Source organism: Bradyrhizobium frederickii, assembly GCF_004570865.1.
GTDB lineage: Bacteria > Pseudomonadota > Alphaproteobacteria > Rhizobiales > Xanthobacteraceae > Bradyrhizobium > Bradyrhizobium frederickii.
This window is the reverse complement of the sequence record NZ_SPQS01000007.1, coordinates 196,210-211,181: the sequence shown is the minus strand read 5'-3', so window position 1 is coordinate 211,181 and position 14,972 is coordinate 196,210. Positions and strand designations below refer to the sequence as shown.

Sequence of the window (14,972 nt, the reverse complement as noted above, 5' to 3'; positions counted from 1 at the left end):
CGCTCTCCTATTCCGCGGCTTGAAGCGTGGTCGGGGCGGGGGCGAAATCCTCCCGGAAATGCTTCAATGCACTGAGCACGGGGTAGGGCGTGAAGCCGCCGAGTGCGCAGAGCGAGCCGAATTTCATGGTGTTGCAGAGGTCTTCCACGAGCGCGATGTTTTCGCTGACGCGCTCGCCGTTGATGATCTTCTCGATGGTCTCGACGCCGCGTGTCGAACCGATCCGGCACGGCGTGCACTTGCCGCAGGATTCGATCGCGCAGAACTCCATGGCGAAGCGGGCCTGCCTGCGCATATCGACGCTGTCGTCGAACACGACGATGCCGCCATGGCCGATCAGGCCGTCACGCGCGGCAAAGGCCTCGTAGTCGAACGGCGTGTCGAACAGGGCACGGGGGAAATAGGCGCCGAGGGGCCCGCCGACCTGCACGGCGCGAACCGGGCGGCCGGTCAACGTGCCGCCGCCGATATCGTCGACGAGCTCGCCGAGCGTCACGCCGAACGCCGTCTCGAACAGCCCGCCGTGACGGATATTGCCGGCGAGCTGGATCGGCATCGTGCCGCGCGAACGGCCCATGCCGAAATCCGCATAGGCCTTGGCGCCTTCGGCGAGCACGAAGGGGACGGCCGCGAACGACAGCACGTTGTTGATGACGGTCGGCTTGCCGAACAGGCCGTAATGCGCCGGCAGCGGCGGCTTGGCACGCACGATGCCGCGCCGGCCTTCGAGGCTTTCCAGCAGCGAGGTCTCTTCGCCGCAGACATAGGCGCCGGCACCGACGCGGACTTCGAGATCGAAGCTGTGGGTGGAACCGCCGATCCTGTCGCCGAGATAGCCGCCGCGCTTGGCGGTGACGATGGCAGCATTCATCGCCTCGACCGCGTGCGGATATTCGCTGCGGATGTAGATGTAGCCCTTGGTCGCGCCGACGGTGAGGCCGGCGATGGTCATGCCCTCGATGACCAGGAAGGGATCTCCCTCCATGATCATGCGGTCGGCGAATGTGCCGCTGTCGCCCTCGTCGGCGTTGCAGACGATGAACTTGCGGTCGGCCTTGGCCTGCGCCACCGTCTTCCACTTGATGCCGGTCGGGAAGCCCGCGCCGCCGCGCCCGCGCAGGCCCGACGCCGTGACTTCGTTCAGGATCGCATCGGGTCCGAGCGAGAGCGCGCGCTCGAGACCCTTGTAGCCGCCATGGGCGCGGTAGTCGTCGAGCGAGCGCGGGTCGATCACGCCGCAGCGGGCGAAGGTGAGGCGGGTCTGGCGCTTCAGCCAGGGAATTTCGTCGGTTGCCCCCAGCCGCAACAGGTGCGGCGTGTTGCCGGCGAGTGCATCGAGCAGCGATGGCACATCGGCTTCGGTGACCGGGCCGAAGGCGATGCGGCCCTGTGGCGTCGCCACCTCGACCAGCGGCTCCAGCCAGTACATCCCGCGCGAGCCGGTCCTGACGATCTCGATCGTCAGGCCGCGCTTGCTTGCTGCCTGCTCCAGTGCCAGCGCAACCTCGTCGGCGCCGACGGCGATTGCACCGGCGTCACGTGCAACGAACAGACGCAGGTTCATCGCTGCGCCTCCGCAACCAGCGCATCGAGCCGCCTCTGATCGAGCCGGCCGATCAGGCGGCCGTCGAGCATTGCGGACGGTGCGGTGGCGCACAGGCCGAGGCAGTAGATCGACTCCAGCGTGACGCGATCGTCGGGCGTGGTGTTGCCGAGCGACACGCCGAGCTTTGCTTCTGCGCGCGCGGCCAGCGCATCGCCGCCCGCGGCCTGGCAGGCCTCCGCGCGGCACAGCTTGAGCACATGGCGGCCGGCCGGCTCGTGGCGGAAGTCATGATAGAACGTGAACACGCCATGCACTTCGGCGCGCGACAGATTCAGAGCCTGCGCCACCATGGGGATGGCGGCCTGCGGCACATGGCCGAACGCCTCCTGCAGCGCATGCAGGATGACCAGCGTCGCGCCCTCCTGGTTGGCATGTTCGGCGATGATTTCGCCGCCGCGCGTCTCGTTCCAGGGCTCAAAAACCGCTGTCATTCTTCGTTCTCAACCTGAGCGTTTCCTTTGCCGCAAACTAGTTGGAATCATTCGAAGATCAATAAAGCTGTCCCGTGCTGCGATTGCGGATTCGGATCGATTTGCAATCGCTATCGCTTGATCCGAAACGGCAATGAAAGTTGGGCCGGCTGCCGGTTTTTGCGTGTTGGTGCAGGCCCGGCGTGCTAGCTTGCATGCCACGACAGAATTCGAGGGGACGACCGTTTGATCGACAAGCTTGAACTATTGCTGGCGCTGGCGAAGGAGCGGCATTTCGGACGCGCGGCGGAAGTCTGCGGCGTCACGCAACCGACGATGTCGACCGGGCTCAAGCAGCTCGAGGAGATTCTCGGCGTGATGCTGGTGCAGCGCGGATCGCGCTTCCAGGGCTTTACGCCCGAAGGCGAGCGCGCGCTCGACTGGGCGCGGCGGATCGTGGGCGATGCCCGCGCGATGCGCGACGAGATCAACGGGCTGAAGCATCAGCTCTCCGGCGAGATCCGTATCGCGGCGATCCCGACCGTGCTCGGCATGGTCGCCTCGCTGACGACGCCGTTCCGCGCCCGCCATCCCGAGGTGCGCTTTAGCATCCGCTCGACGACCTCGTCCGAGGTGCTGGGCCTGCTCGAAAATCTCGAGGTCGATGCGGGGCTGACCTATATCGAGAACGAGCCTATCGGCAAGGTGCGTACCATTCCGCTCTACAACGAGAGCTATCGTCTCCTGACCGCGCCGGATGCGATGTTCGGTGACCGTGAGACGGTGACCTGGACCGAGGTCGGCCAGGTGCCGCTGTGCCTGCTGACGCCCGACATGCAGAACCGCCGCATCATCGACCGCGCGCTGCGCTCGGTCGGCGCGGAGGCGACGCCGACGCTGACCTCGAACTCGCTGCTGGTGCTGTTCACGCATGTCAAGACGGGACGCTGGGCGAGCGTGATGCCGGCCAAGCTTGCCGAGACGCTCGGCCTTTCCGACACGGTGCGCTCGATCCCGATCGTCGAGCCCGACGTCAATTACAGCATCGGCATGGTCATCCCGCAGCGCGATCCGATGACGCCGCTGATCGCGGCGCTGGTCAATGTCGCGCGCGAAGTCGCGCCGACGCTGCAAGTGTAGATTCGAGCAAGCGCCTCGTCCTTCGAGACGACTGCTTCGCAGTCTCCTCAGGATGAGGCTCGGCGCCGGGGGATCCTTCGAAATTGCTGCCGCGCACGCCGACCTCATCCTGAGGGCCCGCCGCAGGCGGGCGTCTCGAAGGATGGCCTCGGGCGAGCGTCCCGCCGTGCGCTAAGCCGCGGCCGATATCCCGGACGCCGCCTTGATCGCGTCGCGCGGCAGGGTCACGCGGACGACGGTGCCGACCTCGAGCTTGGAGCGCAGCCGCATCGAGCCGCCGTGGAGCTGCGCCAGCGAGCGGGCGATGGCGAGCCCGAGGCCCGAGCCGTGATAGGTCTTGGTGAGCTGGCTCTCCACCTGCTCGAACGGGCGGCCGAGCCGTGCCAGCGAATGCGGCGCGATGCCGATGCCGGTGTCGGCGATCATCAGCACGATCCGGTCCTCGAGCTGCCGGCTGCGCACCACGACGCGCCCGCCGTCGGGCGTGAACTTCACCGCATTGGAGAGCAGGTTGACGATGATCTGCTTGGTGGCGCGGCGGTCGGCAACGACAGAGATGGATTTCGCGATGTCGGCGTCGAGCGTGATGTGCTTGTCCTGGGCCCGGCCGGTGACGACCCGCAAGGATTCCGCCAGCGTCCGCGACAGGTCGAGCTGCTCCATGTCGAGCTTCATGCGGCCGGCTTCGATCTTGGACATGTCGAGGATGTCGTTGATGACCTCGAGCAGATAATGGCCGCTGGTCAGGATGTCCTGGCAATATTCCTGGTACTTCTCGCTGCCGAGCTCGCCGAACATGCCCGAGCCCATGATCTCGGAGAAGCCGATGATGGCGTTGAGCGGCGTGCGCAGCTCGTGGCTCATATTGGCGAGGAATTTCGACTTGGTCTGGTTGGCCTCCTCGGCGCGGGTCTTCTCGCGCTGGTACTTCTCGGCGAGATCGGCGAGCTCGACCGCCTGACGCTCCAGCGCGGCCTGCGAACGCTTCAGGTCGATGACGGTGGCGCGCAGGCGCAGATCGTTGTCGACCAGCTTCTGCTCGTGCTCCTTGATGCGGGTGATGTCGGTGCCGACCGAGACGTAGCCGCCGTCCTTGGTGCGGCGCTCGCTGATGTGCAGCCAGCTGCCGTCGTCGAGCTGCGCCTCGAAGGTGCGCGCGCCCGGGCCTTGGGCCGCGGTCTCGTTGTGGCGGGTGCGCACCTCCGGCATGCGGCCGACCTCGAGCACGGTCTCGTAGGAGGTGCCGGGGATGACGGCGCTCTCGGGCAGCTTGTGCAGGCGCTGGAAGTGCGAGTTGCAGAGCACGAGGCGGTCGCTCGCATCCCACAGCACGAAGGCTTCGGGAATCGTCTCGATGGCGTCGCGCAGGCGAAGGTCGGCTTCCACCGTCCTCTCGGCGAGGCTCTTCTGCTCGGTGATGTCGACGGCGATCCCGATCAGGTGCACGCTGGAATCAGTGGCGCCGCGGGTCTTCTCGCAGCGGACGCGGAGCCAGATCCAGTGGCCGTCGACATGCTGCATGCGGAAGGTCTGGTCGATGTGGTCGATCTTCTCCGAGATGAGCTGGTCGGCGATCGCGAACAGGTCGATGTCGTCGGACTTCACCAGCGCGTTGACCTCGCCGAAAGTGAGGAGCTCGTGGCGGCCGTCGAGGCCGAGCATCGAGAACATCGACTGCGACCAGAAGATCCGGCCGCGCGACAGGTCCCAGTCCCACAGGCCGCAGCGCCCGCGATTGAGCGCGGTGTCGATGCGGCCGCGCACGGCGTCGTTGATGAGATCGCCCTCGCGGGCGCGGGTGGACTGCCAGTGGAAGGCGAAGCCGAGGATCAGGACGACGAATCCCGTGGTCGCCGACAGCGTCACCGAGAGCGCGGCGTCCGAGCCCCAGATCGGCTCGTTGCGCTCCTGGATCACGGTGACGAAGCCGGGCAGCGACTTGATCTGCCGCGAGGTCGCCATCGCGGCGTTGCCGGTGGGCAGCGTCATGTCGGAGATGTTGCCGTCGCGGGTCGGCGCCGCGAGCAGCTGTGCCGTCGTGATGGCATCGAGCAGACGGTCGTTGCCGGAAGGATCGCTGTCGACCGGGACGCGGGCGAGGACACGGCGGTCGATACCGGCCGAGGTGACGATGACGTGGCGGCCCGAGGCCGTGCCCCAGGACGGGATCAGGTCCGGCAGCAGCGTCGGCAGGCCCTCGATGTTCTTGAGACGCTCCTGCCGCACCGAGGTGAGGCGGTCGATGCGGTCGGCCAGCACATCGGCGAGCGCCGAGATGTCGTGGCGGATCACCAGCCGCTTCTGACGGGTCTGGTCGACCACCTGGACGAACGCGCCGAGGCAGATCGTGATCAGGAAGGCGATGATGAGCGTCGGCACGGCGCGACGAAGCGCCGGCTCCGCGATCAAGAGCCGATGATAGGCAGGTTTCGCGATCGATTGCGCCAATCCCTTGATCGAATCGGATTGGACGCACGCGTTCGCGGCGTCTGCACGCGACATGCCTTCGGCCCCCTGAAAACCAGCTTGCAACTGAAGTCCGGAAGCAGCCCCACATCGCTTCCGAATCAAAGCGATTTGAATCCAGTTTTCGCGGGCTGTCGAGAGTCAACGAATCGTTAACGCGAAATTATTCTTATCCAACGCGCAGTTTGTGCGCCGCGCGTCCGCAAAGTCACGGGCCGAAGGAGTCCGAAACGGGAACGTTTGACTCCTCGCGCATTCCTCGTCACGCGCGCGGCGGTTCGGCGTGACTGATCACGCGCTTCACGCTCGGGAACGCGCGCCGCAGCGCGCGCTCGATCGCGTCGACATGCTCGTGCACCTTGACTACGCTCATCGACGGCGTCGCGCGGCAGTGGAAGTTGACGATCTCGCCGGCATCGGTGTTGCGGACGCGGACATTGTGGATGTCGTGGATCTCGCCGCCGGCGGCGTACTGCGTCAGCGCGGCGGCGATCGTCCGTACCCTCTCAGGCGCGGCATCGACCCCGAACGGAACTTCCGGTTCCAGCGGCTCGATATGGACGTCGACCTCGACGTCCTCGCCGAACTCCTCCTGGATGTTGCGTTCCAGGGTGTTGGCGATGTCGTGGGCGGCCTCTAATTGCATTCCGCCATCGACCTCGAGGTCGATGCTGACGATCAGCTTGGCGCCGAGATCGTGCACCGTGACGTGGTGGATGGCGAGGCCGGAATTACGCGCGATCACCATGATGCGGTCGCGCACGGTCTCGTTGTCGCGCGCGACGGGCACCGCAGCGAAAGTGAGGTCGGCATCACCGAACGCCCTGCTGACGGCGGTCTGCGCGTTGCGCTTGATGTCCTCGACACGGTCGATCGGATAGGTCCGCGGCACCTTTGCGATGGTGTCGATGAAGGTGGTCGCCCCGACCATGCGCACCCGCAGGCGTTCGACGTCGATCACCCCTGGCACGCTGCGGATCGCGGCCGTGGCCTTCTCCTGCGCGCCCTCGGGAGCGCGATCAACCAGCGTCTGCACGGTCGAGCCGGCCATGCGCAGGCCGAGCGCTGCGATCATCACGGCGACCGCGGCAGCCGCCGCGGCATCGCCCCACCAGTAGCCGAGGCCGGCGAGGATCAGGCCCACGATCACGGCGAGCGAGCCCATCACGTCGGAGGCGAAATGCAGCGCATCGGCCGCCAGCGCCTGGCTCCGCGTCTCGCGCGCGGCGCGGTGCAGGGCGCGGGCGCGCCAGAGATTGACGATGATGTCGATCACCAGCACGACGAAGGGCACGGCCGAAATGGTCGGCGGCGGGGTTCCCTCGCGGAGCCGGCTATATGACTCGACCAGGATGCCGCCGGCGAGCACGTAGAGCAGGGCGGTGACGCCCAGCGCCGAGACGCTCTCCAGCTTGCCGTGGCCGTAATGGTGCTCCTCGTCCGCCGGCTTGTCCGACACCCGCACCACCGCCCAGGTGATGATGGTGGCGACCAGGTCGATCGAGGAGTGCAGGGCCTCGGAGATCAGTGCGAGCGAGCCGATCGCGATCCCGACCGCGAACTTGGCCGCCGCCATGCCGCCGCTGGCGAAGATCGAGATCGCGGCGACCGAGGTCTTGTCATGCTGGGAGGTCATGGCCGGGGATTTAGCAGCCCATGGCCGAACATCAAGCGGCGATCCACAGGAGTAGTCGCGAGTGAGTTGCAGGAGCGGGACCACAACGCCGTCATGCCCGGGCTTGTCCCGCCTGCGCGGCCGAAGCCGCTTCGGCGAGGCGAAGGCCCGGGCATCCACGTTCTTCGTGCCGAGCGGCAAGCTCGTGGATGGCCGGGACAAGCCCGGCCATGACGAGCCGAGTTTCGTAGGGTGGGCAAAGGCGCGAAGCGCCGTGCCCACGTTCTTTCACGATTGCTGACGGATCGTGGGCACGCTTCGCTTTGCCCACCCTACGGGACCGCCGCTTTGGCCGAGTCTGCCCCTCACACCGTCACCACGATCTTCCCCAGGTGCTTGTTCGCCTCCATGTGCTCGAACGCCCCGTCGATGTCGGCGAACGCAAACACCCTGTCGATCGGCAGCTGTAGTTTCGTAGGGTGGGCAAAGGCGCGAAGCGCCGTGCCCACGTTCTTTCACGATTGCTGACGGATCGTGGGCACGCTTCGCTTTGCCCACCCTACGGGACCGCCGCTTTGGCCGAGTCTGCCCCTCACACCGTCACCACGATCTTCCCCAGGTGCTTGTTCGCCTCCATGTGCTCGAACGCCCTGTCGATGTCGTTGAACGCAAACACCTTGTCGATCGGCAGCTGCAGCTTTCGGGACTCCACCGCGCCCCAGATGTCCTTGCGGACCTCCTCGAAGATCTCGCGGACCTCCTCGATGGTGCGGGTGCGGAAGGTGACGCCGACATAGTCGATGCGGCGCGCCGCATGCAGGTCGAAGTTGAAATCGGCATGGGTGCCGCCGAGCCGGCCGACATTGACGATGCGGCCCTTAACCTTGGTCGCGGCGAGGTTCTGATTGGCGACCTTGCCCGAGACCTGGTCGACGATGAGATCGACGCCTTCGCCGTTGGTCGCCTTCAGGACCTCGTCGACCCATTTCGGATCGGAGCTGTCGACCGCGAGATCGGCGCCGTAGTCCTTCAGCCGGCCGCGGCGAGTGGCATCGGTGGAGGAGCCGATCACGAGCCTGGCGCCCTTGAGCCTGGCGATCTGCATTGCCATCAGGCCGACGCCGGAGCTTGCGCCCTGGATCAGCACGCTCTGTCCGGGCTGCATGCCGCCGACGGTGACGACGGCGTTGTGCATGGTCGCGAGCGCGACGGGCAGGGTGGCGGCCTCCTCGAAATTCATGTTGGAGGGCGCGTGGAACAGCCGGCCGTGATCGGCCAGCGTGTATTCGGCGAAGGCCGCGCCGCCCGAGCCCATGATGCGGTCGCCGATCTTGACGCCCTTCGCATCGGGTCCGAGCTCGGCGACCTCGCCGGCCCATTCCATCCCGAGCACGGTGCCGACGCCGCCGGCCGCTCCATGGACGTGGCCCTTGCGCATGCCGGTGTCGGCGCGGTTGAGCCCGCAGGCGCGGACGCGGACCAGCACCTGCGTGCCCTCTGGTTTTGGTTGAGCGACGTCGGAAATCCGAGCGCCGTCAGGGCCGTAGACATAAGCCTTCATGAAATGCTCTCGCCTCTTGCTGTGACTATTCGGCCGCTTCGCGTTGCGGCTGAACGATCATGCCCTCCAGCCGGTTGCGAATGATCGCTTCGGCTTCGCGCACGATGCGGGAGACGAGCTCGGCGCAGCTCGGGATGTCCTGGATCAGGCCCTGGACCTGGCCGGCCGACCAGATGCCTTCGTCGGAATTGCCGGTGGCGTAGACCATCTTGCCGCGGGCGCCCGCGACGAGCTCGCGGATGTCCTCGAACTTGGCGCCTTCCTTCTCCATCGCGACGACCTTGGTCGAGATCGCGTTCCTGGCGACGCGCGAGGTGTTGCGCATGGTGCGGAAGATCAGCTCGGTCTCGCGTTCGTCGTTGGCGACGATCTTTTCCTTGATGAGCTGGTGGATCGGGCTCTCCTTGGTCGCCATGAAGCGGGTGCCCATGTTGATGCCGTCGGCGCCGAGCGCCAGCGCCGCGACGAGGCCGCGGGCATCGGCAAAGCCGCCCGAGGCGATCATCGGGATCTTGACCTTGTTGGCGGCGGCCGGGATCAGGATCAGGCCGGGCGTGTCGTCCTCGCCGGGATGGCCGGCGCATTCGAAGCCGTCGATCGAGATGGCGTCGACGCCCATCCGTTCAGCCGAGAGCGCGTGGCGCACGCTGGTGCATTTGTGCACGACCTTGACGCCGTGCCTCTTGAACTCGTCGACATGCTCCTGCGGCTTGTTGCCGGCGGTCTCGACCACCTTGATGCCGGCCTCGATGATGGCGGCGCGGTATTCGGCATAGGGCGGCGGCTTGATCGCGGGCAGGATGGTGAGGTTGACGCCGAACGGCTTGTCGGTGAGGTCGCGGCAGCGCGCGATCTCCTTGGCGAGATCCTCCGGTGTCGGCTGGGTCAGCGCCGTGATGAAGCCGAGCGCGCCGGCATTGGCAACGGCGGCGACCAGCTCGGCTCGGCCGACCCATTGCATACCGCCCTGGACGATCGGGTGCTCGACGCCAACGAGTTTGGTGAACCGTGTCTGCAGCATGATGTTTCCCCCGCCCCTCGCGGCGCTGTGTTATCGATTGATGCCTGGAGGATGCCGCTGGGGGTGGCAAAAGTCTATTGCGCCGCCGTACGGGCGATCATGCGGAGATGTAGGTGATTCCGCAGGGCGGATAATTGGAATGCGCTGCTGCCTGATGGCGCAAGCGCTTTCCTCAACGCCGTCGTCATGCCCCGGCTTGACCGGGGCATCCGGTACGCCGCGGCGTCTCGGCTCCAGCCTCGCAGTCTCTGGAATGCTGGATTGCCCGCTTTCGCGGGCAATGACACCGAGTATGGAGCGAAGAGCTATTCCGCCGACAGCCGCACCATCCGGCGGCCGCCGTTCATTTCCTTGAGGCGGTTGACGAAGTTTTCCGGGCGTTGCCAGCGGTTGGGGACCTCGAGCCCCATGAACTCGGCGATGTCGCCGATGAAGCCGGTGCAGTTGGCGGTCTCGGCGTTCCAGACCGGCGAGTTCGCCTGCAATTTCTTGATATAGGCGAACACGCGCTTGGCGTCGGCCTCGTTCAGATAGACGCGATAGCTCGCAGTCAGATATTCGGGGTCGAGATCGCCGTAGCTCGCGCCGGTCTCGGACGGTACGAAGGTGATGTGGCCGAGCACGTAGGCGAGCGTGTCGCCGGCGGGCGTGAGGCCAGCGACCTCGACCGCCTTCTCGCTGGTCTTGCCGTACCAGACGAAGGCGTGGCCCCAGCTCGCGGCCGTCCGCGCGCGGAAGTCGACGTAATAGGGACCTTTCTCCACGCGCGCGACGGCGCGCCGCGCCGATTGCGGCGCCGGCCGCGACGTGGAGTCGGTCGTGGCAAGCGCATTGGCATCGGCAACGCGCTTGTTCGCTTCGTGCGCCGAAGCCGAGGGCATCAGGCACGCGATCATCGCCGCGAGGGCGAGCCCGGCAAGAATGCAGGATCCCGATCGATCAGGTTTGTTCGTCACGCTGTGCCCCTCGACTGTCGGCCGCTTACGCTGGTCTTGCGCGCATTGCGCTAGCGCGTCAGTAGCGCGCCGCGACCGGGCCGGGCGCCTTGCCGATCGGAGCCTTTCCAACCGGGCTCTTGCCAATCGGCATCTTGCCGATCGGTGCCTGCTCGGCCGGATAGACCGGCACCGGCTGGCGGCGCGGCAGGTCCGCAGCGTTCGCGGCCGTCACCAGAGCAAGCGTGGCACCCAGAGCAATTGCAATCTTCTTCACAGCGATACCCCTAGAAGGTTTGGTCCAAACACGGCAGTGCCGTGCCCCCAGACACGCTCACAGAAGGGCGGCCGAATGCGTCCAAGTTGCGGCGCACACGGGACATGTTGGCGGCATATGTCTGACGCGCGCAGATGTGATTTGTCCGGATGTTTCGAATGGCGCGATGCGGGTTTCTTACGCGACGCCTCACCCGATCCGGTTCAGACTGTTCCTGATCGTCGCGAAGATGCCGCCGATGTCCTTGCGCAGCGCGTCGAGCGCGTTGAAATTGTCGAAGACGCGCGCGAGACGGTCTTCGACCTCGCGCTTGCTCTTGGCGAGCGCGTCGAGGCGCGAAGCGAGGGTGACGCTGCCGTTCGCCTCGATCTCCCCGACGGTCCTGGCGAGGAGATCGCGGGTGGCCTCGACCTCCGCGATCATGGCCTCGATGCCGAATACCGGTGCCTTGAGCGGGACGAGGTCGGCCTGCGACTTCGACAGCTCGGCCTTGAAGGCGTTCAGCGTCGCCAGCGTCTCCTGCAAGGCGCCGAGGCGCTGGCGGGACTGGAGGACGAACTCGTTCAGCGCATTCTGGCGGTCTGCGAGGGACGTGCCGTCGGCGTCCGTCTCGACGTCGGCGAGCGCGCGCTCGATCTGGGCCCGGCGTTGGCCGAGGTCCTCGAAGTCGAGCCGGATGCTTTTGAGAATGTTGAAGCTGTCGTCGATGCGGGCGAGGCGCTGCTCGATCTCGATCTTGTGCTTCGACAGCGTCTCGACACGCGTGGTAAGCGGCGTCTCGCCGCCGGTCTCGAGTTCGTCGATGGTCTTGGCGAGACGATCATGGCTGAGACTGAGCTCGCCGATCAGGGCGTTGATGCCGGCGTCCGAGGACCGCAACGGCGCCAGCTCGGCGTGGGATTTCGCCAGATCCTCCCGGTATTGATTCAGGGTCGCAAAGGTTTCCTGGACCGCGTTCACCCGGCCCAGCAGCGCCGACACGTCGCGCGCGATGTCCCTCTGCCGGTCGGCGAGGTTGTTCCTGCGGTCGTCGGTTTCGAGGTCGTGCAGCGAGCGTTCGAGCTGGTTCTGGCGGTCGCGGATCTCGGTGAAGACGGGCTCGACCGCGCGGCGCTGCTCGGCGACTTTGCCGACCATCTCGCGCAGGTGCTGCTGGCGACGGCGGATCTCGGCGAGCTGGTCGTGCATGTCGGCGGATTCGTTGCGGCCCTGCTGGAGCAGCGCGCGCTGCTCGGTCTCGCCGAGCTTGTCGTGGAGGGCGGAGACCGCCTCCCGGGGATCGCTCTCGATCAGGTGCTGGACGGTGGCGTCGAGGTGGTTCTGCAGGGCGTGGGCGACGACGACGTCCTCGCGCGTCTTCCTGAGGCGTTCGCGCAGGGTGTCGAGGCGCCGGTCCTGGCGCGACAGCCGCCAGACGGAAGCGCCGATCAGCGCCAGCGCCAGGGCGAAGATCGCGCCGGTTGCGACCCGCTGCGGCGTCGGCAGGCCGGCGAACCAGGCGGGCAGGTGACTGACGTCGTATCCGAACGCCTGCTGGGCGAAGACCGCGGCGACGGCCAGCAGGCCGAACCAGGCAACCAGGAAAAACAGCCACATCGTGAATTCCTCACGCCGGCACACATTTCCGCCATGATTGCCAAGCGCGGAACCGGGCGCAAGGGGCCGGCAGGGTGCCGGATGCGCGTTGGGGCGCAAATCCCCAACTGGCCGCATCAGCCGATGGGCTGGAGGCAATGAAAGGCTGCCGGGACTTCCTGAACCGGGAAATCCCTAGATCGGACGCAGCTGTCGCGGCAGTCGCCGACCCGAATCGGCGCGCCTCACTTCCCGAAGAAGTTCGAGCGCATCTTGTCGGCGAACCAGACGACGAAGATCGCAGCGAACGCGAGGGCAAAGTACAGAGCCGTCCACAGAAGTGCATTACCGGCATTCGTCATGGCGTCCTCCCTTGCATCAGAACTCGGTCTGTTGCCGGCAAGGATAGTGGCGGTCGCGACGGCGCAATTTGCGCAGGATCAAATCTGCCGCGCTGCAGCAAAGACAGCGCGATGACGATTCATCCTGATCGCATCGCGCTTTAGAGCCGAAACTCGTTGGTGAGCTCGCCGATGCCGTCGATCGCGACGGTCACCGTGTTCACCTGCTCCTTCATCACGCCGACGCCGACCGAGGTGCCGACGGCGATGAGATCGCCGGGAAGCAGGGTCATGTCGTGCGAGATCTTGCTGACCAGCTCCTGCGCCGAGAAGATCATGTCGGAGATCGGGTAGTTCTGCCGCTCCGCGCCGTTGAGGATGGTGCGGACGGTGAGCTTGGCCGGATCGAGGCCGGTCGCTATGACGGGACCGAACGGGCCGTAATCGTCGATGCCCTTGGCGCGGGCCCATTGCGGGAAAGTGGGATCGCTGGTCAGGATGTCGTTGGCGGTGATGTCGTTGACGCAGGTGTAGCCGAAGATGAAGCTGTCGGCTTCGTCAGGCGAGACGCGCGCGCATGTCCTGCCGATGACGATGCCGAGCTCGCCCTCATAGGTGGTCTTGCCGTCGTAATAAGAGGGCCGGCGGATCACCGCGCCCGGCGTTGTGATGCTGGTGGTGGCCTTGAGCAGATAGAGCGGCTCCGGCGGCTCGGGCTGATTGAGCTTGGCGGCGAGTGCGTGAAAATTGTTCCAGAGCGCGACGATCTTGCTGGGGGCGCAGGGCGCGAGCAGCTCGACCTCCGACAGCGCCAGCGTCTTGCCGGTGGCGGTGTTGCGGCCGAACATCTCGCCCTCATGCACGCTGATGCCTGATGAGGTCAGCGTGCCGAAACCGGTCGTGCCAGCGTGGCGGAAGCGCAGCCACTTGTTCATCACGCCACCGCCAATGCGCGCGGATCCGCCGGCGTCGAGACGCCGTCATAGAGGCCGGCGATGCGGGCGCGCTGGGTCACCATCGCCAGCACCGAGTCGAGGGCGGGCGTCGGGATGCCGGTGAGGCGGCCCATCTCCTGCACGACGGTGACGAGCGGGTCGATCTCCATCGGACGACCCCGCTCCAGATCCTGGAGCATCGAGGTCTTGTGCGCGCCAACCTTGCGGGCGCCCTCGATGCGGCGCTCGACGTCGACGCGGAATTTGATCCCGAAGGTCTCGGCAACCGCTTGCGTCTCCACCATGATCGCGCGTGACAGCGCACGCGTGGACGGATCGGTGCAGATCACGTCGAGCGTTGCGTGCGTGAGCGCGCTGATCGGGTTGAAGCAGACATTGCCCCAGAGCTTCAGCCAGATCTCGTCGCGGATGCGGTCGAGCACCTGGGCCTTCAGTCCGGCGGCGACGAACAGGTCGGCGAGGCGCGCTACGTCCGACGTGATCTCGCCGGAGGGTTCGCCGAGCGGAAAATTGTTGCCGTAGACGTGGCGGATCACGCCGGGCGCCTCGATCTCGGTGGCGGGATAGACGATGCAGCCGATGGCGCGCTCGGCCCCCAGCTCGCGCCACTGCCGCCCGCCGGGGTCGATGCTCTCCAGCGTCGAGTTCTCGTATTGGCCGCCGTGCTTGTAGAAGTACCAATAGGGGATACCGTTGACGGCGGTGACGATGCGGGTGTGGGGCCCGAGCAGCGGCTGCATCGTCTCGATCACGCCGGTGATCGAATGCGCCTTCAGCGTGATGATGATGTAGTCCTGCACGCCGAGCTCGGTGGGATCGTCGGTGCAGCGTGGATGCACAATGTGCTTCTCCTCGCCTGTGAGCAGCGTCAACCCGCGCTCGCGCATTGCGGCAAGGTGCGCGCCGCGTGCGATGAGGCTGACATCGGCCCCTGCGCGCGCGAGCTGAACCCCGAGATATCCGCCGATCGCGCCGGCGCCGTAGATGCAGATCTTCATGAATTCCTCGCGGGGAGCAGAAGCCGGGATTTTGGGACGAAAGATCCGGTCCGGCTCGGAAGGATCCGAGC

The 14,972-nt window shown here is 66.3% G+C and carries 12 protein-coding genes and 1 pseudogene; 1 reads left to right on the top strand and 12 read right to left on the bottom strand.

The features are described from left to right. Positions 1-7 precede the first annotated feature (7 nt). On the bottom strand, positions 8-1,564 hold the full coding sequence (locus tag E4K64_RS14550; RefSeq protein ID WP_135164138.1) for a formate dehydrogenase beta subunit: 1,557 nt from the start codon (positions 1,562-1,564) through the stop codon (positions 8-10). Beyond that, positions 1,561-2,037 (bottom strand): formate dehydrogenase subunit gamma, encoded by a 477-nt coding sequence (locus tag E4K64_RS14545; protein ID WP_135164137.1) that lies wholly within the window; start codon positions 2,035-2,037, stop codon positions 1,561-1,563. Before E4K64_RS14545 ends, E4K64_RS14550 begins: the two co-directional genes overlap by 4 nt. A gap of 225 nt (positions 2,038-2,262) precedes the next feature. Here E4K64_RS14545 and E4K64_RS14540 point away from each other — a divergent pair, with 225 nt between their 5' ends. Beyond that, positions 2,263-3,156, top strand: coding sequence for a LysR family transcriptional regulator (locus E4K64_RS14540; protein WP_135164136.1), 894 nt, complete (start codon positions 2,263-2,265; stop codon positions 3,154-3,156). Positions 3,157-3,327: 171 nt separating this feature from the next. Here the strand turns inward: E4K64_RS14540 and E4K64_RS14535 are convergent, their stop codons facing one another. The 10 genes and pseudogenes from E4K64_RS14535 to E4K64_RS14490 form a co-directional block, all read right to left on the bottom strand. Beyond that, positions 3,328-5,658 carry a PAS domain-containing sensor histidine kinase gene (locus E4K64_RS14535; protein WP_135164135.1) on the bottom strand — a complete coding sequence of 777 codons (2,331 nt, stop codon included), beginning with the start codon at positions 5,656-5,658 and terminating at the stop codon, positions 3,328-3,330. A 226-nt stretch (positions 5,659-5,884) separates the two neighbouring features. Next, positions 5,885-7,258, bottom strand: a complete 1,374-nt coding sequence (locus E4K64_RS14530; protein ID WP_135164134.1) for a cation-efflux pump — start codon at positions 7,256-7,258, stop codon at positions 5,885-5,887. Between the two features lie 344 nt (positions 7,259-7,602). Further along, positions 7,603-7,710: pseudogene (locus E4K64_RS14525) on the bottom strand (zinc-binding dehydrogenase); the annotation flags it as partial. A gap of 119 nt (positions 7,711-7,829) precedes the next feature. Continuing rightward, complete coding sequence (locus E4K64_RS14520; protein WP_135164133.1) at positions 7,830-8,798, bottom strand: zinc-binding dehydrogenase; 969 nt, start codon at positions 8,796-8,798, stop codon at positions 7,830-7,832. A gap of 25 nt (positions 8,799-8,823) precedes the next feature. Then, positions 8,824-9,819: an NAD(P)H-dependent flavin oxidoreductase gene (locus tag E4K64_RS14515; protein WP_135164132.1), complete on the bottom strand. Its 996-nt coding sequence runs from the start codon at positions 9,817-9,819 to the stop codon at positions 8,824-8,826. Between the two features lie 305 nt (positions 9,820-10,124). Beyond that, complete coding sequence (locus E4K64_RS14510; RefSeq protein WP_135164131.1) at positions 10,125-10,775, bottom strand: hypothetical protein; 651 nt, start codon at positions 10,773-10,775, stop codon at positions 10,125-10,127. Between the two features lie 58 nt (positions 10,776-10,833). Continuing rightward, on the bottom strand, positions 10,834-11,031 hold the full coding sequence (locus tag E4K64_RS14505) for a hypothetical protein (protein ID WP_430642498.1): 198 nt from the start codon (positions 11,029-11,031) through the stop codon (positions 10,834-10,836). A gap of 189 nt (positions 11,032-11,220) precedes the next feature. Then, a complete protein-coding gene (locus tag E4K64_RS14500; RefSeq protein WP_167772006.1) occupies positions 11,221-12,627 on the bottom strand; it encodes a hypothetical protein in 1,407 nt (468 codons plus the stop codon). A 481-nt stretch (positions 12,628-13,108) separates the two neighbouring features. Then, complete coding sequence (locus tag E4K64_RS14495) at positions 13,109-13,882, bottom strand: fumarylacetoacetate hydrolase family protein (protein WP_135164128.1); 774 nt, start codon at positions 13,880-13,882, stop codon at positions 13,109-13,111. Next, positions 13,882-14,901, bottom strand: coding sequence for a 2-dehydropantoate 2-reductase (locus E4K64_RS14490; RefSeq protein WP_135164127.1), 1,020 nt, complete (start codon positions 14,899-14,901; stop codon positions 13,882-13,884). The genes E4K64_RS14495 and E4K64_RS14490 overlap by 1 nt, the downstream gene beginning before the upstream one ends. Positions 14,902-14,972 lie beyond the last annotated feature (71 nt).

Excerpts from the sequence above, each read along its gene's own strand:
- E4K64_RS14550 (WP_135164138.1), bottom strand. The coding sequence starts at position 1,564 with ATGAACCTGCGTCTGTTCGTTGCACGTGACGCCGGTGCAATCGCCGTC.
- E4K64_RS14545 (WP_135164137.1), bottom strand. The coding sequence starts at position 2,037 with ATGACAGCGGTTTTTGAGCCCTGGAACGAGACGCGCGGCGGCGAAATC.
- E4K64_RS14535 (WP_135164135.1), bottom strand. The coding sequence starts at position 5,658 with ATGTCGCGTGCAGACGCCGCGAACGCGTGCGTCCAATCCGATTCGATC.
- E4K64_RS14530 (WP_135164134.1), bottom strand. The coding sequence starts at position 7,258 with ATGACCTCCCAGCATGACAAGACCTCGGTCGCCGCGATCTCGATCTTC.
- E4K64_RS14520 (WP_135164133.1), bottom strand. The coding sequence starts at position 8,798 with ATGAAGGCTTATGTCTACGGCCCTGACGGCGCTCGGATTTCCGACGTC.
- E4K64_RS14515 (WP_135164132.1), bottom strand. The coding sequence starts at position 9,819 with ATGCTGCAGACACGGTTCACCAAACTCGTTGGCGTCGAGCACCCGATC.
- E4K64_RS14500 (WP_167772006.1), bottom strand. The coding sequence starts at position 12,627 with ATGTGGCTGTTTTTCCTGGTTGCCTGGTTCGGCCTGCTGGCCGTCGCC.
- E4K64_RS14495 (WP_135164128.1), bottom strand. The coding sequence starts at position 13,882 with ATGAACAAGTGGCTGCGCTTCCGCCACGCTGGCACGACCGGTTTCGGC.
- E4K64_RS14490 (WP_135164127.1), bottom strand. The coding sequence starts at position 14,901 with ATGAAGATCTGCATCTACGGCGCCGGCGCGATCGGCGGATATCTCGGG.